This window comes from Arthrobacter sp. Hor0625 (assembly GCF_052567525.1).
The window spans coordinates 2,373,704-2,397,456 of record NZ_CP199586.1 but is presented as its reverse complement, the minus strand read 5'-3'; the positions used below and the strand labels follow the sequence as shown (position 1 = coordinate 2,397,456).

General features: G+C 69.5%; 17 protein-coding genes. 4 read left to right on the top strand and 13 right to left on the bottom strand.

Annotated features, from left to right (window positions below):
- Nucleotides 1–1,156: 1,156 nt before the first annotated feature.
- Complete coding sequence (locus ACTWLI_RS11060; protein WP_445153905.1) at nt 1,157–1,624, bottom strand: hypothetical protein; 468 nt, start codon at nt 1,622–1,624, stop codon at nt 1,157–1,159.
- A 238-nt stretch (nt 1,625–1,862) separates the two neighbouring features.
- Between ACTWLI_RS11060 and ACTWLI_RS11055 the strand changes: the two genes are divergently transcribed.
- Nucleotides 1,863–2,111: a WhiB family transcriptional regulator gene (locus ACTWLI_RS11055; RefSeq protein WP_003804966.1), complete on the top strand. Its 249-nt coding sequence runs from the start codon at nt 1,863–1,865 to the stop codon at nt 2,109–2,111.
- Nucleotides 2,112–2,211: 100 nt separating this feature from the next.
- Here ACTWLI_RS11055 and ACTWLI_RS11050 read toward each other — a convergent pair whose 3' ends face one another.
- From ACTWLI_RS11050 to ACTWLI_RS11035, 4 genes are read right to left on the bottom strand one after another with little or no spacing between them, the layout of a single operon-like run.
- Nucleotides 2,212–3,681: a sensor histidine kinase gene (locus tag ACTWLI_RS11050; protein WP_445153904.1), complete on the bottom strand. Its 1,470-nt coding sequence runs from the start codon at nt 3,679–3,681 to the stop codon at nt 2,212–2,214.
- A gap of 34 nt (nt 3,682–3,715) precedes the next feature.
- A complete protein-coding gene (locus tag ACTWLI_RS11045; protein WP_445153903.1) occupies nt 3,716–8,584 on the bottom strand; it encodes an NAD-glutamate dehydrogenase in 4,869 nt (1,622 codons plus the stop codon).
- A 58-nt stretch (nt 8,585–8,642) separates the two neighbouring features.
- A complete protein-coding gene (locus ACTWLI_RS11040; protein ID WP_445153902.1) occupies nt 8,643–9,995 on the bottom strand; it encodes a nucleotide-binding protein in 1,353 nt (450 codons plus the stop codon).
- Nucleotides 9,995–10,636, bottom strand: coding sequence for a hypothetical protein (locus ACTWLI_RS11035; protein WP_445153901.1), 642 nt, complete (start codon nt 10,634–10,636; stop codon nt 9,995–9,997). The genes ACTWLI_RS11040 and ACTWLI_RS11035 overlap by 1 nt, the downstream gene beginning before the upstream one ends.
- A gap of 165 nt (nt 10,637–10,801) precedes the next feature.
- On the opposite strand from ACTWLI_RS11035, the gene ACTWLI_RS11030 reads away from it, so the two are divergent.
- Nucleotides 10,802–11,017, top strand: a complete 216-nt coding sequence (locus ACTWLI_RS11030) for a helix-turn-helix domain-containing protein (protein ID WP_445153900.1) — start codon at nt 10,802–10,804, stop codon at nt 11,015–11,017.
- Between the two features lie 8 nt (nt 11,018–11,025).
- Here the strand turns inward: ACTWLI_RS11030 and ACTWLI_RS11025 are convergent, their stop codons facing one another.
- On the bottom strand, nt 11,026–11,598 hold the full coding sequence (locus tag ACTWLI_RS11025; protein ID WP_445153899.1) for a hypothetical protein: 573 nt from the start codon (nt 11,596–11,598) through the stop codon (nt 11,026–11,028).
- A 180-nt stretch (nt 11,599–11,778) separates the two neighbouring features.
- On the opposite strand from ACTWLI_RS11025, the gene ACTWLI_RS11020 reads away from it, so the two are divergent.
- Together ACTWLI_RS11020 and ACTWLI_RS11015 are read left to right on the top strand one after the other, a co-directional pair.
- Nucleotides 11,779–12,582: a LysM peptidoglycan-binding domain-containing protein gene (locus ACTWLI_RS11020; protein ID WP_445153898.1), complete on the top strand. Its 804-nt coding sequence runs from the start codon at nt 11,779–11,781 to the stop codon at nt 12,580–12,582.
- A gap of 57 nt (nt 12,583–12,639) precedes the next feature.
- Nucleotides 12,640–13,065 carry an Rv3235 family protein gene (locus ACTWLI_RS11015; RefSeq protein ID WP_445153897.1) on the top strand — a complete coding sequence of 142 codons (426 nt, stop codon included), beginning with the start codon at nt 12,640–12,642 and terminating at the stop codon, nt 13,063–13,065.
- Nucleotides 13,066–13,186: 121 nt separating this feature from the next.
- Here the strand turns inward: ACTWLI_RS11015 and secA are convergent, their stop codons facing one another.
- From secA to mtrA, 7 genes are all read right to left on the bottom strand, one after another.
- Nucleotides 13,187–15,922: a preprotein translocase subunit SecA gene (secA, locus tag ACTWLI_RS11010; RefSeq protein WP_445153896.1), complete on the bottom strand. Its 2,736-nt coding sequence runs from the start codon at nt 15,920–15,922 to the stop codon at nt 13,187–13,189.
- An 84-nt stretch (nt 15,923–16,006) separates the two neighbouring features.
- Complete coding sequence (locus ACTWLI_RS11005; protein ID WP_445153895.1) at nt 16,007–17,242, bottom strand: winged helix-turn-helix domain-containing protein; 1,236 nt, start codon at nt 17,240–17,242, stop codon at nt 16,007–16,009.
- A gap of 29 nt (nt 17,243–17,271) precedes the next feature.
- On the bottom strand, nt 17,272–17,991 hold the full coding sequence (hpf, locus tag ACTWLI_RS11000; protein WP_056738025.1) for a ribosome hibernation-promoting factor, HPF/YfiA family: 720 nt from the start codon (nt 17,989–17,991) through the stop codon (nt 17,272–17,274).
- 130 nt (nt 17,992–18,121) lie between these two features.
- Complete coding sequence (locus ACTWLI_RS10995; RefSeq protein ID WP_445153894.1) at nt 18,122–19,072, bottom strand: ComF family protein; 951 nt, start codon at nt 19,070–19,072, stop codon at nt 18,122–18,124.
- Nucleotides 19,073–19,182: 110 nt separating this feature from the next.
- Nucleotides 19,183–20,898 (bottom strand): LpqB family beta-propeller domain-containing protein, encoded by a 1,716-nt coding sequence (locus tag ACTWLI_RS10990; protein ID WP_445153893.1) that lies wholly within the window; start codon nt 20,896–20,898, stop codon nt 19,183–19,185.
- A complete protein-coding gene (gene mtrB / locus ACTWLI_RS10985) occupies nt 20,895–22,724 on the bottom strand; it encodes an MtrAB system histidine kinase MtrB (protein WP_445156165.1) in 1,830 nt (609 codons plus the stop codon). The genes ACTWLI_RS10990 and mtrB overlap by 4 nt, the downstream gene beginning before the upstream one ends.
- Nucleotides 22,699–23,373: an MtrAB system response regulator MtrA gene (gene mtrA / locus ACTWLI_RS10980; protein ID WP_056738023.1), complete on the bottom strand. Its 675-nt coding sequence runs from the start codon at nt 23,371–23,373 to the stop codon at nt 22,699–22,701. Before mtrA ends, mtrB begins: the two co-directional genes overlap by 26 nt.
- Nucleotides 23,374–23,753: the final 380 nt, after the last annotated feature.

The window sequence follows — 23,753 nt, the reverse complement described above, 5'->3', positions numbered from 1 at the left end:
CGAGCTCCGCCGCGCTGTCCGGATTCTTGAACGTCTGGTTGGCGAGGGCAGCCGCCGGCGCGCCTCAAGCACGCCCCCGGAATCCCCGCCGCTGGTCCTGGTGATGAGCAACTGGGGCACGTGGATGTCAGCCTTCCGGGCCGGCCCTTTGGCCTGGGCTGAGGACTTGGTCGGCGACATCATCCGTGACGGACCCGCCGCGGGCATCACGGCCGTCATCTCGGGAGCGCGGGAACTCGTGACGGCCCGGTTTTATGCAGCGCTCCCCAACCGCATCTACTTCCCCTCCGGGTCCACGGAGGAAAGCCGGTACGGCTGGCCACGGCTTCCGGACCTTCCCGACGTCCCGCGCCGTGTGGCCGCTTCCGGTCCCTTCGCCCGGACCGCTCCGCTGGCGGCACAGCTCTTTGAGCCGCCAGGGCCGGAGGCCCTGCCCACGGCCGCCGCGGCCCCGCAGGTCAGGCCCTTCCGCGTGGAACCCCTCCCGGCAAGGGTGACGGTGGCCGAGGTCCGCGCGTTGCTTGACCGGCAGGCCGCCGTGGTACCCGCATCGGCCCCCGCCGTCCTGCCTGGCCGTCAACCTGTTGGCCAGGCACTGAAGGGACCGGGGCAGTCGCTGTGGATCGGGGTCGGTGGGGACGAACCCGTCCCTGTCTGCGTCCCACTGCCTCCCGGCCGCGTCCTGGCGGTCCTGGGTGGGCCCGGCTCCGGAAAGAGCTCACTACTGGCGGCGCTGCCCGGACTGAACCCCGCAGCGGACTGGCTCTCTCCGGCGGGCCGGTCGACGGGCGGCTACTGGGAGGCAGTGTTGGCCCGGGCGCGGGACGGCCGCCTGGATCCGGCCGCCGTCGCGCTCGCCGACGACCTCGACCTGCTGGGAGCGGAGGTCAACCTGCACCTTCTGGAGCTCACCGCCCTGGGCTGGCCGGTGGTGTTGTCGGCGTCCTTTAGCCCCCTGCTCACCCAGCGGGTGCCCCTGGCGCTGCAGGCCCGCGGGGCAGGTACCGGGATCCTGATCCGACCGCAGTCACCCGGCGACGGCGACCTTCTCGGAGTCCGCTTCGAGGCGGAAGACAACCCGCCGCCGGGACGCGCCGTCGTCGTGGTCGGCGGCCAGGTTTCGGCCGTCCAGCTGGCCGTCGCGGACCCGGTCCGGCTACAGGGCCCGGCTGGAACCGCCGGGCCTGGACGCGAACGCGATGACGCGCTTGTCGAAGAGGAGCATGATGGCCAGGGCCGCCGGTATCAGCATGGCCAGGCCGGCCACGGGATACCCGCCGGTCAGGGTGGGGAAACCGATGGTGAGCACGAAGAGCTGGGCCACCAGCGCCCCGGCCCGGGGCCAGCGGTACCCGCGGAACAGGAAATATCCGACCGCATAGAGCCAGGCGGAGAACGCCAGCAGGAGTCCGAGGGTGAAGACTGCCCCCCAGAAGGAGAGGACCGGCGCACCGGACACTAGCTGGAAGCCGTACCAGCCCGCGGCGACCAGCAGGGCCGTGACCTCCAGGGCGGTGACAATCGCTATGACGGTAATCCCGGCGGGCCGCGGCCCGGGGTCCGCCGGGCCGGTCCCGGGCAAGGAATCAGCAGGATCGGAGGGGTTCACGGGGGGTCTTGACACACTGGCACCCTACCGGACATAGTCGGACAGAAGTGGGGGCTAGGCCAGCTAATGTGACGCATCGCTCACGATCTGGCCGCATTTCAACGGCAAATACCCCTTGTTTACACAGCGTTAACATGACACGCTTAATCCAGATGACCGAGGGGGCCCTGAGGGCCCCTTTCTTATGAAGCCTCTAGTGAATAATTTCACAAGGGCATTTAACGTATTCCCAGGAATGGAGTTACTGATCAGCATGGATTGGCGTAACCGCGCAGCGTGCCTTGACAAGGACCCGGAGCTGTTTTTCCCCGTCGGAAACACCGGCCCCGCCCTCCTGCAGATCGAGGAAGCGAAAAGCGTCTGCCGGCGTTGCCCCGTCGTCGACACCTGCCTCCAGTGGGCCCTCGAGTCCGGCCAGGATGCCGGCGTCTGGGGCGGCATGAGCGAGGATGAGCGCCGGGCCCTCAAGCGCCGCGCAGCCCGCGCCCGCCGCGCCTCCTGACTGGCCGCCGGGTCCCCCGGCAGCGAAGGCCCCGGACCGTATGGTCCGGGGCCTTCGTACGTTCAGGGTCCGCCGCAGGGCCGCCGCGGCGGAGCGGGCGTCAGCGCGTGGCCAGGCTGAGGACAATCTGCACCGCGGTGCCGCCGCCCTCACGGGGCTTCCACTGGATACTGCCGCCGAGTTCGCTCGTGACCAGGGTGCGCACGATCTGGAGGCCGAGGCCCTCGGTGTAGGACCCGGCCGGCAGGCCCACGCCGTCGTCCGCCACCGTGACGGTAAGCAGCTCGTCCCCCTCCTCGCTTTCGGAGCGGTCCGCGAGCAGCCACACCGTCCCCGCGCGGCCCTCAAGGCCGTGCTCGACGGCGTTGGTCACGAGCTCGTTGATGACCAGGGCCAGCGGCGTGGCGAGGTCGCTCGGCAGCTCGCCGAACTGGCCGGAGCGCTGGGTCTTGACCTGCTGGGAGGGCGAAGCGACCTCGGCCGAGAGCCGGAACTGCCGCCCGATCAGCTCATCGAAGTCCACGCTCTGGGTCAGGCCCTGGGACAGGGTCTCGTGGACCAGGGCGATCGTTGCCACCCGGCGCATTGCCTGTTCGAGTCCCTGCTTGGCCTCGTCGCTGACCATGCGGCGCGACTGCATGCGCAGCAGGGCGGCCACGGTTTGCAGGTTGTTCTTGACCCGGTGGTGGATTTCGCGGATGGTGGCGTCCTTGGTGACGAGTTCCATCTCACGGCGGCGCAGCTCCGAGACGTCGCGGCACAGCACCAGCGCGCCGAAGCGCTGCTGCTCGTCCCGCAGCGGAATCGCCCGCAGCGACAGGCTGACGCCGCGGGATTCGATCTCGCTGCGCCACGGCATGCGCCCGGTGACCACCAACGGCAGGGTTTCGTCCACCATCCGGCGGTCCCGGAGCAGGCCCGCCGTGACTTCGGCCAGCGACCGGCCCTCGAGCGACTCGCCGTCCCCGAGCCGGCGGAAGGCGGAAACGCCGTTCGGGCTGGCGTACTGCACGATCCCCTCGGCGTCGAGGCGGATCAGCCCGTCGCCGACGCGCGGCGCTCCGCGCCGCGACCCGGTCGGCGAGGCGAAGTCGGGCCAGAGGCCCAGGGTGCCCATCCGCAGCAGGTCATAGGCGCATTGCCGGTAGGTCAGTTCCAGCCTCGAGGGCATCCGCGAGCTGGAGAGGTCCATGTGCGAGGTGACGATCGCCAGGGTCCGGCCGTTGCGCACCATCGGAACCGCCTCGACCCGCATGGCCATGTCGCTGCTCCAGTTGGTCTCGTTGGAGCGTTCAATGGTCCGGCTCTCCCAGGCCTTGTCCACGAGCCGCTTCAGGTCCGACCGGATGCCCTCCCCCACGAAGTCGGCGTGGAACACCGTATGCGTGGTGGAGGGCCGGACGTGGGCCAGGGCCACGTACCCCAGCTCGGGGTGCGGGAACCACAGCGCAAGGTCGGCGAAGGCGAGGTCGGCGACCATCTGCCAGTCCCCCACGAGCAGATGCAGCCACTCGGCATCCCCCGGCCCGAAATCAGCATGCTCCCTGATAGGGTCCGTAAAGATTGCCACAGCACCTCCATTTGCGACGCGGGGGCCGGCAGCCCTAGCGTCGGACGATTGACCTCAAGAGCCTCAATGCTACCGAGAGCGAGGCCATGTCGTCGGCCTCGAGGGCGTTGACCTCGTCGAACATGCTCTTCGCCCGGTCCAGTTGCTCGACGTTCTGGCTCTCCCACGCCGCCAGCCGCTCTTCGGCCGAGAGGTCAGCGGGCGTCGATGCCAGGACCGCCGTCGTCATGTCCGTGACGGTCGAGTACAGATCGTCGCGCAGCGCGGCGCGGGCCAGTGCCTGCCACCGGTCCTTCCGCGGCAGCTTGGTGATCCGTTCGAGCAGCGAATCGACGTGGAAGCGGTCGAACACCGTGTAGTAGACGTGCGCGATGTTCTCCACCGGCTCGTTCCCGGCGTGCACGATCTTGGCGATGTCCAGGAGGACGAAGCTCTCGAACAGCTCGGCCCAGCGGTGCGCCAGATCCTCCGGCAGTTCCCAGCTCCGGGCCTTTTCCAGCCACTGGGAGACGCGTTCGCGGTCGCCGCCGCGCAGGTAGTCCAGCAGCCGGGCCCGCATCGGGTCCATCAGGGGTTTGAATTCGGCGACGATCTCGGCGATCGGCCGTGCAGCACTGCCCTGTCCGAGAACCCAGCGGACCGCCCGGTCCAGCAGCCGGCGGATGTCCAGGTGGACGGTGCTCCAGTGCTCGGTCGGGAACGACGCCGGCAGCTCGTTGAGCTCGGCCACCATGATGTCCAGCTCGTAGACCTCGCGCAGCGCGACGAACGCCTTCGCGACGGCGGCCTCGGGGGCCGAGGTTTCCTCCATGGCGCGGAACGCGAACGTGATGCCGCCCAGGTTGATCATGTCGTTGGCGACGACGGTGGCGATGATTTCCCGGCGCAGCGGGTGGCTCTCCAGTTCCGCGTCGAAGCGCTCACGCAACTGCTTCGGGAAGTAGGCCCGCAGCGTTTCGCGGAACCACGGGTCCTCGGCCAGGTCGCTGTCCCGCAGGGCGGTGGCGAGCTCGATCTTGGCGTAGGCCGCCAGCACGGACAGTTCCGGCGAGGTCAGGCCCTGGCCCTGTTCGAGGCGCTCCCGCAGGGTCTCCGTGGTCGGCAGTGCCTCCAGATCGCGCTTGAGGTCGGCGGACTTCTCCAGCCAGTCCATCAGCCGCTCGTAGCTGGGGCTCCATTCGGCCACCCGCATCCGGTCGTTGAGCAGCAGGATGTTCTGGTCGATGTTGTCCTCAAGCACCAGGCGGCCGACCTCGTCGGTCATGGATGCCAGGAACCCGGCGCGCTCGGCGGGGTCGAGCTTACCGGCGGCCACCATGCGGTCCACGAAGATCTTGATGTTGACCTCGTGGTCGGAGCAGTCGACGCCGGCCGAGTTGTCGATCGCGTCGGTGTTCAGGATGACGCCCTGCAGCGCGGCCTCGATCCGGCCGCGCTGGGTCATGCCCAGGTTGCCGCCCTCGCCGACCACCTTGACGCGCAGCTCGCGGCCGTCGACGCGGATGGCGTCGTTGGCCTTGTCGCCGACCTCGCCGTTGGTCTCGGTCGAGGCCTTGACGTAGGTGCCGATGCCGCCGTTGTAGAGCAGGTCCGCCGGGGCGAGGAGGACCGCCCGGAGCAGCTCCGGCGGGCTCAGCCGGGTGGTACCCTCCGGCAGGCCCAGCGCAACCCGCACCTGCGGGGAGACCGGAATCGACTTGGCCTGCCGGCCGAAGACGCCGCCGCCCTCGCTGATCAGGCTCTTGTCGTAGTCGTCCCAGGAGGAACGGGGCAGCTCGAACAGGCGCTGCCGCTCGGCGAAGGAGGCTGCCTCGTCCGGGTTGGGATCGAGGAAGATGTGCCGGTGGTCGAACGCGGCGAGCAGCCGGATGTGCCGGGAGAGCAGCATGCCGTTACCGAAGACGTCCCCGGACATGTCGCCGACGCCGACGACGGTGAACGGTTCCGCCTGCGTGTCCAGGCCCAGCTCGCTGAAGTGGCGTTTGACCGACTCCCACGCGCCGCGGGCGGTGATGCCCATGGCCTTGTGGTCGTAGCCCACCGAACCGCCGGAGGCGAAGGCGTCCCCGAGCCAGAAGCCGTACTCGGCGGCGAGGCCGTTGGCGATGTCGGAGAACGATGCCGTCCCCTTGTCCGCCGCGACGACGAGGTAGGAATCGTCGCTGTCGTGGCGCACGACGTCGGCAGGCGGCACCACGGTCTCCCCGTCCGCCGTCGTCACGAGATTGTCAGTGACGTCCAGCAGGCCGCGGATGAACGTCTTGTAGCTCTCCACGCCCTCGGCCATCCAGGCGCTGCGGTCAGCGGCGGGATCAGGCAGCTGCTTGGCATAGAACCCGCCCTTGGCGCCGGTCGGGACGATGACCGCGTTCTTGACCGTCTGGGCCTTGACCAGGCCGAGGATTTCGGTGCGGAAGTCCTCGCGGCGGTCGGACCAGCGAAGGCCGCCGCGGGCCACCTTGCCGAAGCGCAGGTGCACCCCTTCCACCCGGGGCGAGTAGACCCAGATCTCGAACACCGGGCGCGGGAACGGCAGGCCGTCGATGCCGGAGGGGTCGAGCTTGAAGCTGACGTGCGTCTTGTTCTGGTAGAAGTTGGTCCGGACCGTGGCCTGGATCAGGTTCTTGAGGGTACGCAGCACGCGGTCGGCGTCGAGGGTGGCAACCTGTTCGATCGCCGCGTCCAGCGCGGCGCGGACCTCCTCCTGGCGTGCCTCGCGGTCCGTCTCGGGCAGCGAGGGGTCGAAGCGGGCCTCGAACAGGGCGTTCAGTCCGCGGGTGACGTCCGGGTTGGCCAGCAATGTGTCGGCCATGAACTCGAAGGAGTTGGTGTTGCCCATCTGCCGCATGTACTTGGCGTAGGCGCGCAGGACGACGACCTGCCGCCAGTGCATGCCTTCGCGCAGGACGAGGCGGTCGAAGCTGTCGGACTCGACCGCGCCGGAGACGGCCGCGCCGAAGGACTCGCCGAGCAGGGCGCCGGTGCGCTCCGGGTCCACGCCGGCGGGGTACTTCAGGCCGAGGTCGTAGAGGAAGAAGTCGCGGTGGTCGGCCGTCTCGATCTCGAAGGGGCGCTCGTCGAGGACCTCGAGGCCCAGGTTGTGGAAGTAGGGCAGGATCTGGCTCAGGCTCTTGGGCTCGAGCATGTAGAGCTTGACGCGGGCGTCCTCCTCCAGCGTGGCACCGGCGCCCTCGGGCAGGTAGACATGCACGCCGGGCCGTTCCCCGCCGGGCTGCCCCGCTTCCGTCCGGGCGGCAGCGCCGTACTGTTCGAACCGGGCGATGTCCTCCAGCGCGTCCTCGACTTCGTAGTCGACGCGGTAGCTGGCGGGGAAGGCCTCGGCCCACAGCGCGGCGAGTTCCTTGGCACCGTTTTCGCCGTCGGCGCCGGCCCTGGCGCGCAGCACCTCGGCGATGCCCTCGCTCCACGAGCGGGCCGCGCGGACCAGCCGCTTCTCGAGTTCCTCGGCGTTGACGCCGCTGGGATCGGCGTCCTTGGGCAGCCGGATCCGGAAGAACAGGCGGGCGAGCGCCGATTCGGTCATCCGCGCCTCGTAGTCGATCGAGACGGCGTCGAACGTCTCGCGCAGTTCCTGCTCGATGCGCAACCGGACGTTGGTGGTGTAGCGGTCACGGGGAAGGTAAACCAGGGCCGACATGAAGCGGCCGTAAATGTCCGGCCGGAGGAACAGCCGGGTGCGGCGGCGCTCCTGCAGGCGCTGGATCCCGGTGGCGATGGCTTCCAGGTCGGAGACCTCGATCTGGAAGAGCTCATCGCGCGGATAGGTTTCAAGGATGCCGAGGAGGTCCTTGCCGGAGTGTGAGTCCGGCGGGAAGCCGGCGTCCCGCAGCACGGCGTCGACCTTTTCGCGCACCACCGGAATCTCGCGCACGGAGCCGGCGTAGGCGGTGGTCGCGAACAGGCCGATAAAGCGCCGTTCGCCGTTGACGTTGCCGGCCGCGTCGAAGCTCTTCACGCCGATGTAGTCGAGATAGGCCGGGCGGTGCACCGTCGAGCGCGAGTTCGCCTTGGTGATCACCAGGGCGCTCTTCTCGCGGGCCTTCCGCCGGCCGGTTTCGGTCAGGTGCTGGATCTGGTGCTGCATGTCGGCGCTGTTGCGCAGCAGGCCCAGGCCGCTGTCCTCCCGCAGTTCCAGCACGTCTTCGCCGGATTCCGTCTTCAGGTCGTATTCGCGGTAGCCCAGGAAGGTGAAGTTCCCGTCGTCCAGCCAGCGCAGCAGCTCCTGGGCCTGCCGGAGCCCGGCGATCTGGCCGGCATTGGCCACCTGGTCCAGCCCGTCGGAAACCTCGTGGGCCTTGTTGCGCATTTTCGGCCAGTCCTCGACGGCGGCGCGCACGTCACCGAGTACACGGGAGAGGCCCTCGATGAGCTCCGCGCGCTTGGCGTCGCCGACCGGGTCGATCTCGACGGCGATCCAGGACTCCATGTGGGAGGCGTTGTCGCCTGCGGCGATCAGGTGCGAGAGGTTCGGCATCGCGGCCGTGTCGCCGCTGGAGATGCCCAGGTGCGAGGGCACCCGCGACACCTTGACCAGACGGCCGGTCTCGCGGTTGCGGGTGACGACGAAGAGCGGGTGGATCACGAGGCGGATGGCGGTCTTCTGCCGGACCAGTTCCGCATTGACCGAGTCGACCAGGAAGGGCATGTCGTCGGTGACGATGTAGACGACGCTCGATTCGGCCTCGTCGGCAATCGAGATGTTCGGTACGCCTGGACGCCGCACCGCGGCCGCCTGCAGGTGAGCCTGGGACCGGGCGGCCAGGACATCCTCGCCGTAGGCGCGGGCGTCCTCCTCTGCGAGGTGCTCGTAGTAGTCCGCGAAGTAGCCTTCACCGGCACCAATCGAAACGGGTTGATCCTCCACGCTGGACCCAGACGACATCGACAAACGCCTCCATCACAAAGTTTCTGGCCGCACCGTTGCGGCCCTCATGGCGAGCCTAGCCCTTTACCCGGCGCATTGCTGTGGAAGAAAAGACAGAGGATTTACGCTTTCGCTGGACGGTTGCACAAACCAGTCCGGCGATGGCCGTCCGCAGCGGTGACTCCGGGGCGGATTCGAGCAGCAGCGAGCCGGAGAGCAGGGCGGCGTCGCAGGCCGCGGGGTCGGCGGGGAGGAAGGCCTCCAGCGGCGCGGCGGGGCCATACCGGGCCCAGGCCTCGCGCAGCTGCCGCTCGGGGGACCGTCCGACGGCGGCGGCCCGCACTTTGTTCAGGACCACGCGCGGCGAGGCCTGCGGGACGGCCGCCTCCAGTTCGGCCAGCCCGCGGACCAGCCGGGGCACGCCGACCGGGTCGGCGGCGCCGACGGCGTACACCGTGTCGGCCAGTTCCAGGCTGCGCAGCGTTGCGGCGTTCCGGCGCGGTGCCATCGAGTCGAAACTCAGCTCCTCGTCGGCCTCCAGGCAGAACCCGGCGTCAATGACGGTGACCTCGGCGGCTTCCCGGGCCCGTTCGTAGACCAAGGCCAGCGCGGCGGCCCGAAGCTCGGTCCAGCGGTCTGCGCGGGTGATGCCGGTCAGCACCCGGAAGGTGCCGGCGCGGGTGGAGACCGGCACGGCAAGCTTGAGCAGGGCGGCGCAGTCCAGCAGGCCCTGGTCCGCCAACCGGCAGGCCTGCGCCAGACCTGCCGACTCATCAAGCAGCCCCAGGACCGCGGCCACGCTGGCGCCGTAGCTGTCGGCGTCGACCAGCAGCACGGACCGGCCCTCCGCTGCCAGCTCCGCCGCCATGTTGGCGGCGATGAGGGTGCGGCCGGGGGCGCCCGCCGGGCCCCACACTGCGATGATCATCCCCGTGCCCGGACCGGCGGCTCCGGCCTGTCCCGCGTCCGGGGCGGGATGTTCCGCACCGGGCCGCTCGGCCGACCGGCCGCGGCCGGCGGCAACGGGCGGCACTGTCCCGTGGTCGGCGGAGGCACGCGGAAACGACGGCGGCAGGCCCGTCGAGAGCTGTGCCACCGCGTCCGCGATCACGGAGGCCAGGTTGCCAGGCGCGACGCCCGGGGCCTCGGCGGTGACGCCGATGCCCCGCAGCCGGGCGGACTCCTCCGGGCTGTCGGTGAGTGCCACGACGGCAACGCCCACGGCGGAAAGCCGGTCGACGAGCGAGGCGGTCAGTTCGGCGGACCCGTCGGCGACGACGGCGGCGCGGGCCAGGCCCGTCTGGCAGGCGGCCAGCAGCTCCGCCAGTTCGCTGCAGCGGCGGACCACTGAGACCGGCCCGTGCAGCCGTTCCAGCCCGTCCACCAGGGCGTCCCCCGACCGGCCGACCGTGACCACGGGGATGCCCATCAGCCCGCCCCGCCGGGGTTCCAGACGACCGAGATGCGCGCCTTGTTGGCCTGCGCGCCGAGCAGCTTGGGCATCTGCCCGTCCGGGACCAGGACCATCACCACCGTGGCCCGCTGGGAGCCCAGGGCCGTGCTCCCGGGCGTGAGCTGGGCGATTTCGGCTCCCGGCAGCACCAGAGTCGGCTCGGCGTAGCCGTTGCGCGCGTCGGGCAGTGCGACCCAGACATCCACCCGGGAACCCGGGACGGCCTGCGGCGGCAGCGCCTCCTCGACGGTGATGGCGAGGGGTTTGCGGTCCAGCCCGTCCGGCCGGCCGAAGCTCTCCCGCGGCAGCAGCTGGTCCTTGCCGATGCGCTGGACGGCGACAAGGTCCCCTGGTACACCCGATTCCGGGGTGAGGTAGTGCGGCTCGACGTCGTTCAGCCGCACCCGGACGCGGTGGAGCTTGTCCGCGTCCAGCCGTTCGCCGACGGCAATGGGCTCGCTGGCGGCGTAGGCCTCGGTGGTCTGGTCGGCCGCCGCCACCAGCGAGACAACCCCGGCGACGGAGGCGAGCACCAGCAGGATGCCCACGAGTAGCCGCGGGTCCTTCCACGAAGGCTTTTTCAGCCGTGCGCCGCCTGCCACTGTGCCCACACCCATGCGTCCCCGCTCCCCCTGTAGCCGCGGTCCGGGCTGCGGCGCCGGACACCCCTGTCGTCCCGCCTATTGTGACGAATCAGCCCGCCTGCGGGAAGATGCGGCGGCAAACCGGCCCATCGTGTGGATAACGGCCCCAAACGGCGCCAACGGTGGCAAAATGTACACATGCCCCGCTTCCTGACCCTCGCCGACGTGGCCGAGCAGCTGCAGATCAACTCTCCGGCCGCCTACGCACTGGTCCGCAGCGGGCAACTCAAAGCCATCCAGGTGGGCGGGCGCGGCCAGTGGCGGGTTGAGGAAGCCATGCTGGAGCAGTACATCCAGGAGCGCTATGCCGAGGCGAGCCGCATGATCGAGGAAGCCAAGGCCAAGGGCAACTAGGCCGGGCCTCATCCCTCGGCGCCGCGGACCGACCGCAGTCCGGCGAGGGCGGCGAAGGGGATGGTCGCCGTCCCGTTGACGTTCGCCGGGCGCCGTTCCTCCCCGGGGCCGGTGACCGCCAGGTCCAGGAAGTCCCGGCCCACCCGGTCAATCACGCCGTGCAGTACGGATTCGCCCGCAGCGCCCCGCGACACGATCACGGCCACCCGGGCGCGGTCGCGGGCAAGCTCACGCAGCGCAGTCGACAGGCCCAGCCGCTGGCGGACGGTCGAGCCGGCGGCGACGGCAAGCCGGGAGAGACCCGTAAAGCGGAGGACCGCGGCGTGGGGAACCAGCAGCTGGTGCCGCTCCTCGTCGAGCACCAGCCACTCGCTGCCCGCGTGGCTCAGGGTGCCCTCGTAGGCCGTGCCTGAGGCGAGATGGACGGCGACCCGCAGGCCTATGGAGCCGCGGAGCCGGTCGGCAAGTTCGACGGTTGCGGCGTCCACCCGTGCGCGTTCCCCGATTTCTGTTTCGAGCTCCAGGCGGACTCCCGCGGCGAGCTGTGCCTCCAGGTCGGCAAACAGGGCGTCCCAACGCATGGCGCCAGCGTAAGCGCGCGCCGGGAGCCGGTCAACGCTTAATCCACAGGTCTGCGCCTGGCCCTAGACAGACCGGGCACCCCAGGACCAGACTCAGCTAACAGCATCAAACGGCATCAAAGTGCATCAAACTCAGATTGCGGGCGGTGTGGCGCTCCGCTGATAGGGAAAGAGGCGGGCATGGGCAATACCAAGGGATCCGGCGGACGCCGGCGCCAGCTGCGGGCGGACGCCGCCACTGCTGCGCTGATCATGATGGCCGGGATTTTCCTCGCCGGCGCCGGCGCCCAGCTGGCCCGGCGCCTGCAGTCCTCGGCGGCGCGGCGCCAGGGCCTGAGCTACGAGGAACACATCGGTCTCGCCGCGAACGCAGCGGGCCTGATCCTGGTGGTCTGGTGGGCGCTGTCCTTCACGATCGCCGTGGCCGCGGCGATGCTCGACCGCCGCGGCAGCACCACAGCCGCAGCAGCGACGGCCAGGTTCACCCCGGCGTTCATGCGCCGGCTGGCGCTCACCGCCGTTGGCCTCCAGCTGGCCACGGCACCGCTGGCGCACGCCGGAACCAGAACGGCCGGCCCTGCCGCCGCTCCCCCGCCCGCCATTGCGGCCCTTCGGATACCCGGCACCGGTCCGGCCGCGGCGGGGGCTCCCGGCCCGCAGCCGGCCCCTTCGGCGCCCGGTACCGCAGGGCCGGGCATCGGAGTGGACCCGCATTGGATTCCCGCTCGGCTCCCGGTCGACCCGGGGGGCCTGGCACCGACGCCGCTGCGCGATCCCCTGCCGGCGCATGGAACGGCGGAGGTCGCCGTGCGGGAGGGGGATTCACTCTGGAGCATCAGCGCTGCCGCACTGGGTCCGCTGGCGTCCGACGTCGACATCGCCTTGGCCTGGCCCCGGCTGTACGCCGCAAACCGGGACATCATCGGCAGCGACCCTTCGCTGCTGATGCCCGGCCAAATCCTTCGGGTGCCCTTTCGCCCCTGATCCACCCCGTCCCCGGGTCCGCCAGGACCCTCAGCCCGACAACAGCGAGGAAATCCCATGAGCGTCACTCCCGGCCTCCATGCAGCTGCAGCCGTTCCCGTGTATCCGGCGGCGCCCCGCCTCCAGGTGGTGGACCTGGACCGGGAGGTCTGTGCAATCTCGCGGTCCACGGTGCAGGCCGCCGTCGAGGTCCTCGCCGGCACCCGCCCGGTCCAGCAGCTTGCCCGCAGGCTCGACGAGCGCTGCCTGGCGGCCCTGCAGCACCGGGCGGCGCTGACCCGTCGGGTCGCTTCCGGTACCTCGCCGACGGCGGGGCGGCTGCACCGGAACCCGACGGTCCGCTCGGTCCGCGCCTGCCGGGTGTCCGAGGATGTCTACGAGGCGAGCGCGGTGGTGGCGGACGAACTCCGGGTCCGGGCGGTGGCGCTGCGGCTTGAGCGCAGCCGGCAGGTCTGGCGGGTGACCGTGCTCGAGATCGGGTGACCGGCGGCACGCGGCAATGGCTGCACGCCGCATTCGCTGACACGAACCGCGAGGAAGGGAGGAAGACGCAAACAGGCAGGGCCGGAACTGAGGTTCCGGCCCTGCCTGGTGTAACCGATTGCTAGCGGCGCTTCTTCTTGGCGGCCCGCCGCGGCTGTTCCTGCGCGGCCTTGGCCGGGTTGCCGGACCGGCCCGAGGACTTGGCCTCGACCCGGGTCTGGGCCGCACCGTCCTCGCCCGGTGCCGTGTACTGCAGCTGGGCGGGCTTCTCCGGTGCTTCCAGCCCGGCGGCGTGGACCTGCGGTTCGTGGTGTTCGGTGTGCCCGCCCTCGGCGTCGGCCACCACGACGTCCTCCGCCGGGGTCACCTCCACCTCGAGGTTGTACAGGAAGCCGACGCTCTCCTCCCGGATCGCTTCCATCATGGCCTGGAACATGATGAAGCCCTCGCGCTGGTATTCGACCAGGGGGTCGCGCTGGGCCATCGCGCGCAGGCCGATGCCCTCCTTGAGGTAGTCCATCTCGTAGAGGTGTTCCTGCCACTTGCGTCCGATCACGGACAGGACCACACGGCGTTCCAGCTCCCGCATGCTCTCGGAGCCGATCATCTCCTCCCGGGCCTGGTAGGCCAGGCGGGCGTCGGAAAGGATCTCCTCCTTCAGGAACTCGGCCGTGATCCGGGACTTGCCGCCGGCCTCGTCGATCACGTCGCGGGGCGAGAAGCTCACGGGGTACAGCGTCTTGAGGTTGGTCCAGAGCAGGTTGAAGTCCCAGTCGTCGCCGGTGCCCTCGGCCGTGGCCTCGTCGATGAACGCGGTGATCGTGTCCTCGATGAAGTATTGGACCTTCTCGTGCAGGTCATCGCCTTCGAGGATCCGGCGGCGGTCGCCGTAGATCGCCTCGCGCTGGCGGTTCAGGACGTCGTCGTACTTCAGGACGTTCTTGCGCTGTTCGGCGTTGCGGCCCTCGACCTGGCCCTGCGCCGAGGCAATGGCGCGGGAGACCAGCTTCGATTCCAGCGCGACGTCGTCCGGCACCGAGCTGTTCATCAGCCGTTCGGCAGCACCGGAGTTGAACAGGCGCATCAGGTCATCGGTCAGCGAGAGGTAGAAGCGGGACTCGCCCGGGTCGCCCTGGCGGCCCGAGCGGCCGCGCAGCTGGTTGTCGATCCGGCGGGACTCGTGCCGCTCGGTGCCGAGGACGTACAGGCCGCCGAGGCCCAGGACTTCCTCGTGCTCGTCCTTGACGGACTGCTTGGCCGCCTCGAAGGCGTCGGGCCAGGCGGCCTCGTATTCCTCGGAGTTCTCCTCCGGGTCGAGGCCGCGCTTGGCGAGTTCGGCGACGGCGGTGAACTCGGCGTTGCCGCCGAGCATGATGTCGGTACCGCGGCCGGCCATGTTGGTCGCGACCGTCACGGCGCCCTTCCGGCCGGCCTGCGCCACGATGGACGCTTCACGGGCGTGGTTCTTGGCGTTCAGGACCTCGTGGCGGATGCCTTCCTTGGCCAGCAGCCGGGACAGGTACTCGCTCTTCTCGACGCTGGTGGTGCCGACCAGGACCGGCTGGCCCTTTTCGTGCCGCTCGGCGATGTCCCGCACGACGGCGTCGAACTTGACCGTCTCGTTCTTGTAGACGAGGTCCGGCTGGTCGATACGCTGCATGTCCCGGTTGGTCGGGATGGCGACGACGCCGAGCTTGTAGGTGCTCATGAACTCGGCGGCTTCGGTCTCGGCGGTACCGGTCATGCCCGCCAGCTTGTCGTACATGCGGAAGTAGTTCTGCAGCGTGACGGTGGCGAGGGTCTGGTTCTCGGCCTTGATCTCGACGCCTTCCTTGGCCTCGATCGCCTGGTGCATGCCCTCGTTGTAGCGCCGGCCGCCGAGGATGCGGCCGGTGTGCTCGTCCACGATCAGCACCTCGCCGTCGAGGATGACGTAGTCCTTGTCCCGCTTGAAGAGCTCCTTGGCCTTGATGGCATTGTTCAGGAAGCCGATCAGCGGCGTGTTCGCGGACTCGTAGAGGTTGTGGATGCCGAGGTAGTCCTCGACCTTCTCGATGCCGGCTTCGAGGACGCCGACGGTGCGCTTCTTCTCGTCGACCTCGTAGTCCGTCTCGGGCTGCAGGCGCAGCACCACCTTGGCGAACTCGCTGTACCAGCGGTTGGTGTCGCCCTGCGCGGGGCCGGAAATGATCAGCGGGGTGCGGGCCTCGTCGATCAGGATGGAGTCGACTTCATCGACGATGGCGAAGTTGTGGCCGCGCTGGACCAGCTCGGACTTGTCCCACGCCATGTTGTCGCGCAGGTAGTCGAAGCCGAATTCGTTGTTCGTGCCGTAGGTGATGTCCGAGGCGTATTGTTCGCGCCGGACGGCCGGGTCCTGGTTGGAGAGGATGCACCCGCTGCTCAGGCCCAGGAAGCGGTAGACACGGCCCATCAGGTCGGACTGGTATTCGGCCAGGTAGTCGTTGACCGTGATGACGTGGACGCCCTTTCCGGTGAGGGCGTTGAGGTAGGCCGGAGCGGTGGCCACGAGGGTCTTGCCTTCACCGGTTTTCATTTCGGCGATGTTGCCCAGGTGCAGGGCGGCCCCGCCCATCAGCTGGACATCGAAGTGCCGCATCCCGAGGGTGCGGGAGGACGCCTCGCGCACGGCGGCAAACGCCTCGGGCAGCAGGTCGTCGAGCTTCTCGCCGTCGCTGTGCCGGGCACGCAGCCGGTCGGTTTCTTCCCGCAGCTCGGCGTCGGTGAAGGTCTTGAAGGAGCTTTCAAGGGCATTGATGGAATCGGCGTAGTTCCGCAGTCGCCGCAGGGTCTTTTTGTCACCCGTACGGAGAAGTTTTTCAATAAGTGATGCCACGTGAAATTGCTCCCAGTCTCCAGCTGCCGAATTCCGGCGTGTTTAGTCTACGGGAGAGACACACGGCCGGCTGCGCCCGTTCCCTCAGAGCGGAGGCAGCCCTGCCACGGCCTGCCCCAGCGCCGGAGCCAGGTCGCCGGCCGGTGCCACGATGACCCGTTCCAGCTCCAACCACTCTGCCATGAGCTGCAGTTCCGCGGCGAGTTCGACGGCGGTATCCGCCGGCGCGCCGGGCTCGGCGTGGCTCGCCCTGACCAGCAGGGTGCCGGCTGCCCGGTCCGCTTTCAGGTCCACGCGCGCCACGATGTCCTCGCGCAGCAGGAACGGCAACACGTAGTAGCCGTAGCGGCGCTTGGCTTCGGGGGTGTAGATCTCGATCCGGTAGTGGAAGCCGAACAGTTCTTCCAGCCGGCGGCGTTCGAAGACCAGCGAGTCGAACGGGCTCAGCAGCGCCCGGCCGTTGGCGGTTCGCGGCATCCTCGCCTCGGCGTGGCGGTACAGCGGCCGGTTCCAGCCGGCCACCGTCACCGGTTCGAGCCGGCCGCCGGCCACGAGCTCGTCCACCGCGGCGGCAGCGGCCCGCACCGGGGTACGGAAATAGTCCGCGAAGCAGCGCACGGTGCCGATTCCGTGGGCCTGCGCGGCCGCGTCGATGAGCCGGACCATTGCTGCCTCGGCGTCCGGCTCCCGGGAGGCAGGGTCCGGTAAGGCTGGGTCCGGGGCGGCCAGCACCCGGGAGGTCAGCGTGTAGCGGCGTTCGAACGAACTTGTGCGGGAAGCGGCCGTCACGAGCCCCTCTTCGAAGAGGTGCTCCAGCACGCGTTTGACGGCGTTCCAGTTCCACCCCCAGTTGTCCGTCGTCCGGGCCTCGACGTGGCCGAGGCGGGCCGTGAGTTCGGAGGCGGTCAGCGGCCGGCCGGCAGCTAGCGCTTCCAGCAGCCGGCGCGCCACGTCGCCGCGCAGCTCCGGGTCCATCGCGTGGGCGCCGACCCAGGTGCGGTTCTGCCACAGCAGCAGGTCCTGGAAGTGTTCGGGCCGGATGAAGCTGGCCTCATGGGCCCAGTACTCCATCATGCGCCGGGGGTGGGTCCCCGCCATCCGGTGCAGGATATTGCGGTCGTAGTTGCCGAGCCGTGAAAAGAACGGCAGGTAGTGGCTGCGAGAGAGCACGTTGACGGAGTCGATCTGGACCAGCTGGAGGCGGGCAAAGGTCCGGCCCACCGCCCGTGCGCTCACGGGTGCGGCAGGCCGGACTTTGTCCAATCCCTGGGCTGCCAGTGCGATCCGCCGCGCCTGCCGGAGGCTCAGCGATGCGGGCACTTCATTCCCTTCTTCGGGCGGTCGCCAGCTCAGGCGCTGGCGGGCTCATCCTCAGAACGATAGGCGATGATCTTCTCTTCCAGCGGAGCCGCGCCCGGCTCGCAGGTCTGGTCCAGGCTGATCACGCCGTAGGTCCAGCCTTCGCGGCGGTAGACGACCGAGGGCGCCTTCGTTTCCTTGTCCACGAACAGGTAGAAGTCGTGGCCGACGAGTTCCATGTTGTCCACGGCGTCGTCGAGCGTGAGGGACGACGCCGGGAACACCTTCCGGCGGATCAGCACCGGCGAGTCTCCGGCCGGGATATCGTTCTCCACCTCATACGGCGACTTGGCCGCCGGCTCCGGCTGCGGCGGGTGGCTCGCTTCCTCGTAGATAGGCTCGCTGGTGCTGGCAGGCTCCAGCGTTGCGGTCGCCTCCGTGACGGACTTGGGTGTGTGCCGGCCGTGGTGGACCTTCTTGCGGTCCTTGGCCCGGCGGAGCCGTTCAAGAAGTTTGTTGTAGGCCAGGTCGAACGCGGCGAACTTGTCCGCGGCACTGGCTTCGGCACGGATCACGGGGCCGCGTCCAAGGACCGTCAACTCGACTGTGAGCAGTTCTGCGGTCTGCCGGGCCTTGGTCTCCTTCGTGACCTTGGCGTCCACCCTCTGGACCTTGTCCCCCAGTGATGCGATCTTCGAGATCTTTTCGTCGGCGTATTCGCGGAACCGGTCTGAGACCGTCAGGTTACGACCGCTGATCATGAACTCCATGGTGCCCTCCAAATGACTTCGGTGACACGACGGCGGCACTTCCGGGGGCTGGTCTGACGGACAGTCGAGCCCCTTTCCGAGCCGCTATCGACAGGTACATCTGTTCTTGGTACCCATGTTCGACGTTAGTTCATCGCCCCCCGTTATTCACCTTTTTTTGGTTTATTTTTTTCTCCCCGGCCGGGCCGTCCCGCAGTGGCGGGGCAGCGTCGGGCGGGCCTGAGCGGTCGGTCGGGCGTGTCGCGGCGAGTACCGCCGCCCCGCGGACCACGCCGCCTCCGGCGCGTATGGCCCGGGCCGCCTCCGCCAGGGTGGCACCGGTTGTCAGCACGTCGTCCACGACGAGGCACGGCACCCCGGCCAGGGCCGCCCGCCCGGCGCTGGTGAGCCGCATCGAACCCCGAACCCTCCGGGCCCGGGCGGCCCGGCCAAGGCCCTTCTGCCCGCCGGGCCAGCCCGTCGCCGACCTGCCGCGGAACCGTGCCGCCGGCCCGGCCAGGCGCAGCACGTCGGCGAAGTCGGTGCCCGGGAGGACACCGCTCCGGCGCGCCCGGGACAGGAGCAGGTGCACCGGGCTGAACCCGCGGCGGCGGAAGGCGGCGCCGCTCGTGGGCACCGGCACCAGGACCAGCGCCTTGTCGCGGCCGCCGGCAGCAGCGATGGCCCGGGCCAGCGCCGGGGCGAGTTCAGCGGCCAGCCTTCCCTGGCCGTGGGCTTTGAAGGAAAGCAGTGACTGGGCCAGCTCCTCGCGGTAGACGCCGGCAGCCACCACCGGCAGCAGCACCGCGCCGTCCATGTCCACGAGCGCCGGGGCCCGGGATCCGGCGCGGAAGGGGCTGGCGGTCAGGCGGCGGACCCGGCTGGCACACCCGTGGCAGAGGGCCGTGTCCTCCGCCCCGCAGCAGACGCAGTCCACCGGCACGGCGAGGGTGAGCAGTTCCGCCACGGCGGCGGCCACCCGGTCCGCGGCGCGGTCCTGCCAGCAGCGGAAGTCTCCGCGGTGTTTCGCCGTCGCCGGGGCGCTGCCGGTGTCCGGGGTTGGCCGGCCGCCGCCGGACCCTGTCTGGCCGCTGGAATCCATCCTCCAAGGCTGGCCGTCGCGGGCCCGTCCCGGTAGGCGCGCCGGCCGCTATGTGGACAAGCCAGCAGGCTAAGGCGGTGGCACCCTGCGAAGGCGCTGGCGGGGCGCTGTCAGCCGGGGAAGGCCGGGTCGACGGCGCCCTTCAGCTGCTGCGACCAGCCGTTTCCGACCCGCTGGAAGATTCCCTCGGCGGATTGTCCGTAGATCTCCAGCGGCCCGTTGCCGGCGCTCAACGCCGTCAGCCCCGGCCAGGGGGCCAGCTGCTGCGGCTGGCCAGCGGTCAGGGACAGCAGTTCGGGAGTCACGTTGCCGTTCTCGGAGGCTTTCATCACCGCCACGGTGGTGTCGTTGACCCAGACACCCCGGTCCGGGGCGCGGGCCGGCAGCAGGGTGATCGGTGCGGTGAGGTCCCGGGGGGTGCCGTCGGCGGTACGGACGATGCCGGTAACCTGCACGCTGGTCTCGCCGTTGCGTTCGGAAATGACCAGGGCCCGGGTCCCCTCGCGCGAAACCCTGAACTCCTTCACGGTCCGGCCGGCAAGCCAGGACGGCGCGAGGGTCACCGCCGGGACAGTCGCGCCCGGGGCGGCGCCGGAGGGCCGGTAGGCCAGCACCTGGGTGGCTCCGTTGCTGCCCGGCCCGGCGGTCCAGACCCAGTCGTAGCGCCCGAATGAGGGCCTCGACAGGGCGGCCCGCGTGGTGAGGGCGCGGGCCGGCTGGCCTGGCACGATCGAATACAGCGTGGTGCGGTTGCCGCTGAGGAACGCTGCCGCCTGGGAGACCGGGGATTCGGCGGGCAGCCGGGGCACGAGGGCCTTGACGGACCGCATGTCCGGCAGCGGGCCGACCTTGTTGTTCTCCACGCGGACCAGGTCATTGTCACTGACGGCGATCTGGTGGGCGGGCACGTCCTCATCCCGCACCGGCGGCAGCACCGACCCGTCGTCCTCCACCCGCACCAGGTCCTGGTTGGCCCGCAGTTCGACGTTGATCACGTCGGGCTGGCTCCGGAAGGTCAGGGCCAGCTGGGTCTGCATCCGCAGCCGGTCCTTGTTCGAGGCCTCCACGAGGTCCTTGGCCGTGAGGTCCACCTGCGCGGCGCCGGAGACCACGGGCACCGATTCGCGGGCCAGCTTCATCCCCGACGGGAAAGCGCTCACGACGGCGCCCTTCAGGTAGGGGGCCGGGCCGCCGAGCAGGGCGCTGGCCATGGCCTTGACCGTCTTCTTCTTGATGAACCAGCGCATGTCCGGCACCGCGTAGGTGAAGGTCGGATCGTAGAAATAGATCGGGTAGGCGCCGTAAATGACCTTGAACGTCTCCTCCGGGATCGCTGTCCCGTCCGGGATTTCGGCGATCCGCCACTCCCCGTCGACCTTGGTCAGCGTGGCCGGTATGTTTTCCTTCGATCCCGGCGGCATCGGGGTGGCGATGCCGTCGGCGTCGACGGAGTAGGCGAGATCGAGTTCGTAGTTGTAAACGTTCTCGACGGCGGTGCGGACCACCCGGGCGGAGCGGAAGACCAGCACCCGCTGGTCGGGCTTCCACTTCACCGAGGACGCCTGGGTGAGGTACTGGCGGGCCACCGCGTAGTCGTCCTCGTAGCCGCTGCCGGCAAGGTAGAAGTCCTCGATAACCGCCTCCGGCCCCGCCCCGGCACGCGGCGCCACCGGGAAGAAGACCGGGGCGTTGTTGGGCTTTCCGGCGCTCTCGTCGGTGCTTTTGCCGACCGGCCCGGAACGCGGGATCTGAGCGCAGGAGGCCAGCAGCAGCACCAGCGCCAGGAGCGCGGCGGTCACCGCTGCCAGCTTCGGGGTCCGGCTCATGGCTGCTCCTTAAGGCCCGCGGCGGACGCGGGGCGGGGGTCGGTCGCAGGCTGGTTCACCAGCAGCGTGGTGCGCTCCATCAGGACCCCTCCGGGCCCGACGTCGGCCGGTTCCAGCTGCAGCGGCGACCGGGTGATCGTCTCGCCCCGGCGCAGCGGGAGGGTCAGGCGGAAGTTCGAGCCACTGCCCTTCTCCCCCCAGGCCTGGAGCCAGCCGTTGTGCAGTTTGGTGTCCTCGGTGGCGATGGAAAGCCCCAGGCCGCTGCCGCCGGTGGTGCGGGCACGGGCCGGATCGGCCCGCCAGAAGCGGTCAAAGACCCGGGCTGCTTCCGCGGCGCTCATGCCGATGCCGTGGTCCCTGACGGCAACGGCCACGGCGTTGTCGTTCGCCGCCACGGAGATGTTCACCGGACGGCCTTCGCCGTGTTCGAGCGCGTTCAGGACCAGGTTCCGCAGGATCCTGTCGATCCTCCGGTCATCCATTTCAACGACGATGCTGCCGGCGGGGGCATTGAGGGTCACCTCCGAACCGTATTCGGCGGCCACCGGGGCAACCCCCTCGATCACGTGCGAGATGAGCTGGACGATATCGGTCGGTTCCGCGTCGAGCATCGCCGCGCCCGCGTCGAACCGGGAAATCTCCAGCAGGTCGGCGAGCAGCGACTGGAACCGTTCCACTTGGTTGTAGAGCAGCTCGGCGGACCGTTTGTTGATCGGGTCGAACTCGTCGCGGGCGTCGTAAAGCACCTCGGCGGCCATCCGGACCGTGGTCAGCGGCGTGCGCAGCTCATGCGAGACGTCGGAGACGAACCGCTGCTGCATCTGGGACAGCGTGGCCAGCTGGGTGATCTGCTCCTGCAGGCTGGCTGCCATGTGGTTGAAGGAGGCACCGAGCCGGGCCACTTCGTCCTCCCCCTTGACCACCATGCGCTCCTGCAGCTGGCCTGCCGCCAGCTTTTCGGACACGACGGCGGCGTGGCTGACCGGGCTGACGACGTTGCGGGTGACATACCAGGCGACGGCACCGATCATCAGCGCCAGCGCGGCGGCGCCGGCGAAGAGGACGTTCTGGATCTCGTCCAGCGTCTTCTGCGCCGTGTTCAGGTCGTAAATCAGGTAGAGCTCGTAGACCGTGCCGTTGAAGGTCACCTTGTTGCCGACCGCGATCCCGGGCCGGTCCTCGGTGCCCACCGGGAACTCGGTGGAGGCCCAGAACTGGTCCTTGCCCGAGTCCTGCACCGCTTTGCGCAGCTCGGGCGGAATGACGCTGATGGTGAGCTGGTCGGAGGCCCGCGATTCGACCCACCGGTTGCGCGGCTTGGTCTGCTCCGGCATGGCTTCAAAGACGTAGCGGCGCTGGATCACCGAACCGCGTCCCTCGACAGCGTTCAGCGTGTCGTAGACGAGGGTGATGACGCTGGACTGGTCGGTGACCTGGGCGCCGTCGAACGTGTCCTGGACCTGTTTGACGTTGTAGCGGGTCTCGGACTCGGCCTGGGCCAGGCGTTCCTGGAACAGGTTGTGCGCGATCTGGTTCGACAGGTAGGCGCCCACCACAGCGAACGAGCCGACGGCCAGCATCAGGGTGGTCAGGACGGTGCGGAACTGCAGGGAGCGCCGCCAGCGCCGGTGCACGGCACGCAGCAGGTACTTGATTCCGGGCAGCAGCCGGGTGGCCCCGGTGCGGACCAGCCGCAGCACGCGGGCGGTGACGATCCGGGCCCGGCGGCTCCAGATACGGGCGCGGAACAGCGGAGACTGGCGCGGCTCCGGGCCGGGCCGGCCGGGGTCGTCCGCCGGTTCAGGAACCTGCTTTATAGCCGACACCACGGACCGTCAATACAACTTCGGGGGCTTCCGGGTCGCGTTCGATCTTCGAGCGCAGCCGCTGGACGTGGACGTTGACCAGCCGGGTGTCGGCGGCGTGGCGGTAGCCCCACACCTGTTCCAGGAGCAGTTCCCGGGTGAAGACCTGCCACGGCTTGCGCGCCAGGGCGACCAGCAGGTCGAACTCCAGCGGTGTCAGCGAAATCCGTTCGCTGTTGCGGCTCACCACGTGGCCGGCGACGTCGATCGTGACGTCGGCGATGCGGAGCGTTTCGGGGGCTTTCTGGTCGCCGGGGCGCAGCCGCGCCCGGACCCGGGCCACGAGTTCGGCCGGTTTGAAGGGCTTCGGCACGTAGTCATCGGCGCCGGATTCAAGGCCGCGCACGACGTCGGAGGTGTCGGATTTAGCGGTCAGCATCACGATCGGGACATCGGACTCCCCGCGGATCTGGCGGCATACCTCGATGCCGTCCATGCCCGGGAGCATCAGGTCCAGCAGCACCAGGTCCGGTTTGGCGGAACGGAAGATGTCCAGGGCCTGGCTGCCGTCGGCGCAAAAGACGGGGTCGAAGCCGTCGTTGCGCAGCACAATACCGATCATCTCGGCCAGCGCCTCGTCATCGTCCACAACCAAAATCCGTGCCTTCATAGCTTATATATTCCCCTATTGAAATGGCTTTGTCGTATTCGGGCACTCCCCGGCATGGCGCCGACGGCGGAGGCGGGCCCCGGGGTGCTTGCGGCGGGCGGCCGAAACTATAGGCTGGGGGCAAGCTTGCCGAGGGCCCGCGCGGGCGGGGCGCGCAGGGAGGAAACGGGGCCGGCCGCGGCGTCCGCAGGGCACTTTCTTTGGGGAGGAAAAGTTTGTCTGATCAGGAGCCGGGCGGTCCGCCGCCGTGGGGCCGACCTCCGGGACCGCAGCCGACGTGGGGGCAGGCGCCCCAATGGGGGCAGCAGCCCCAAGGGGGACAACCACAGCGGGGGCAGCCCGCGGGCAGCCAGCCGCAGTGGGGACAGCCGGCGGGCAGC

Excerpts from the sequence above, each read along its gene's own strand:
- ACTWLI_RS11055 (WP_003804966.1), top strand. The coding sequence starts at position 1,863 with ATGGATTGGCGTAACCGCGCAGCGTGCCTTGACAAGGACCCGGAGCTG.
- ACTWLI_RS11045 (WP_445153903.1), bottom strand. The coding sequence starts at position 8,584 with ATGTCGTCTGGGTCCAGCGTGGAGGATCAACCCGTTTCGATTGGTGCC.
- ACTWLI_RS11040 (WP_445153902.1), bottom strand. The coding sequence starts at position 9,995 with ATGGGCATCCCCGTGGTCACGGTCGGCCGGTCGGGGGACGCCCTGGTG.
- ACTWLI_RS11035 (WP_445153901.1), bottom strand. The coding sequence starts at position 10,636 with ATGGGTGTGGGCACAGTGGCAGGCGGCGCACGGCTGAAAAAGCCTTCG.
- ACTWLI_RS11030 (WP_445153900.1), top strand. The coding sequence starts at position 10,802 with ATGCCCCGCTTCCTGACCCTCGCCGACGTGGCCGAGCAGCTGCAGATC.
- ACTWLI_RS11025 (WP_445153899.1), bottom strand. The coding sequence starts at position 11,598 with ATGCGTTGGGACGCCCTGTTTGCCGACCTGGAGGCACAGCTCGCCGCG.
- ACTWLI_RS11020 (WP_445153898.1), top strand. The coding sequence starts at position 11,779 with ATGGGCAATACCAAGGGATCCGGCGGACGCCGGCGCCAGCTGCGGGCG.
- ACTWLI_RS11015 (WP_445153897.1), top strand. The coding sequence starts at position 12,640 with ATGAGCGTCACTCCCGGCCTCCATGCAGCTGCAGCCGTTCCCGTGTAT.
- hpf (WP_056738025.1), bottom strand. The coding sequence starts at position 17,991 with ATGGAGTTCATGATCAGCGGTCGTAACCTGACGGTCTCAGACCGGTTC.
- ACTWLI_RS10995 (WP_445153894.1), bottom strand. The coding sequence starts at position 19,072 with ATGGATTCCAGCGGCCAGACAGGGTCCGGCGGCGGCCGGCCAACCCCG.
- ACTWLI_RS10990 (WP_445153893.1), bottom strand. The coding sequence starts at position 20,898 with ATGAGCCGGACCCCGAAGCTGGCAGCGGTGACCGCCGCGCTCCTGGCG.
- mtrA (WP_056738023.1), bottom strand. The coding sequence starts at position 23,373 with ATGAAGGCACGGATTTTGGTTGTGGACGATGACGAGGCGCTGGCCGAG.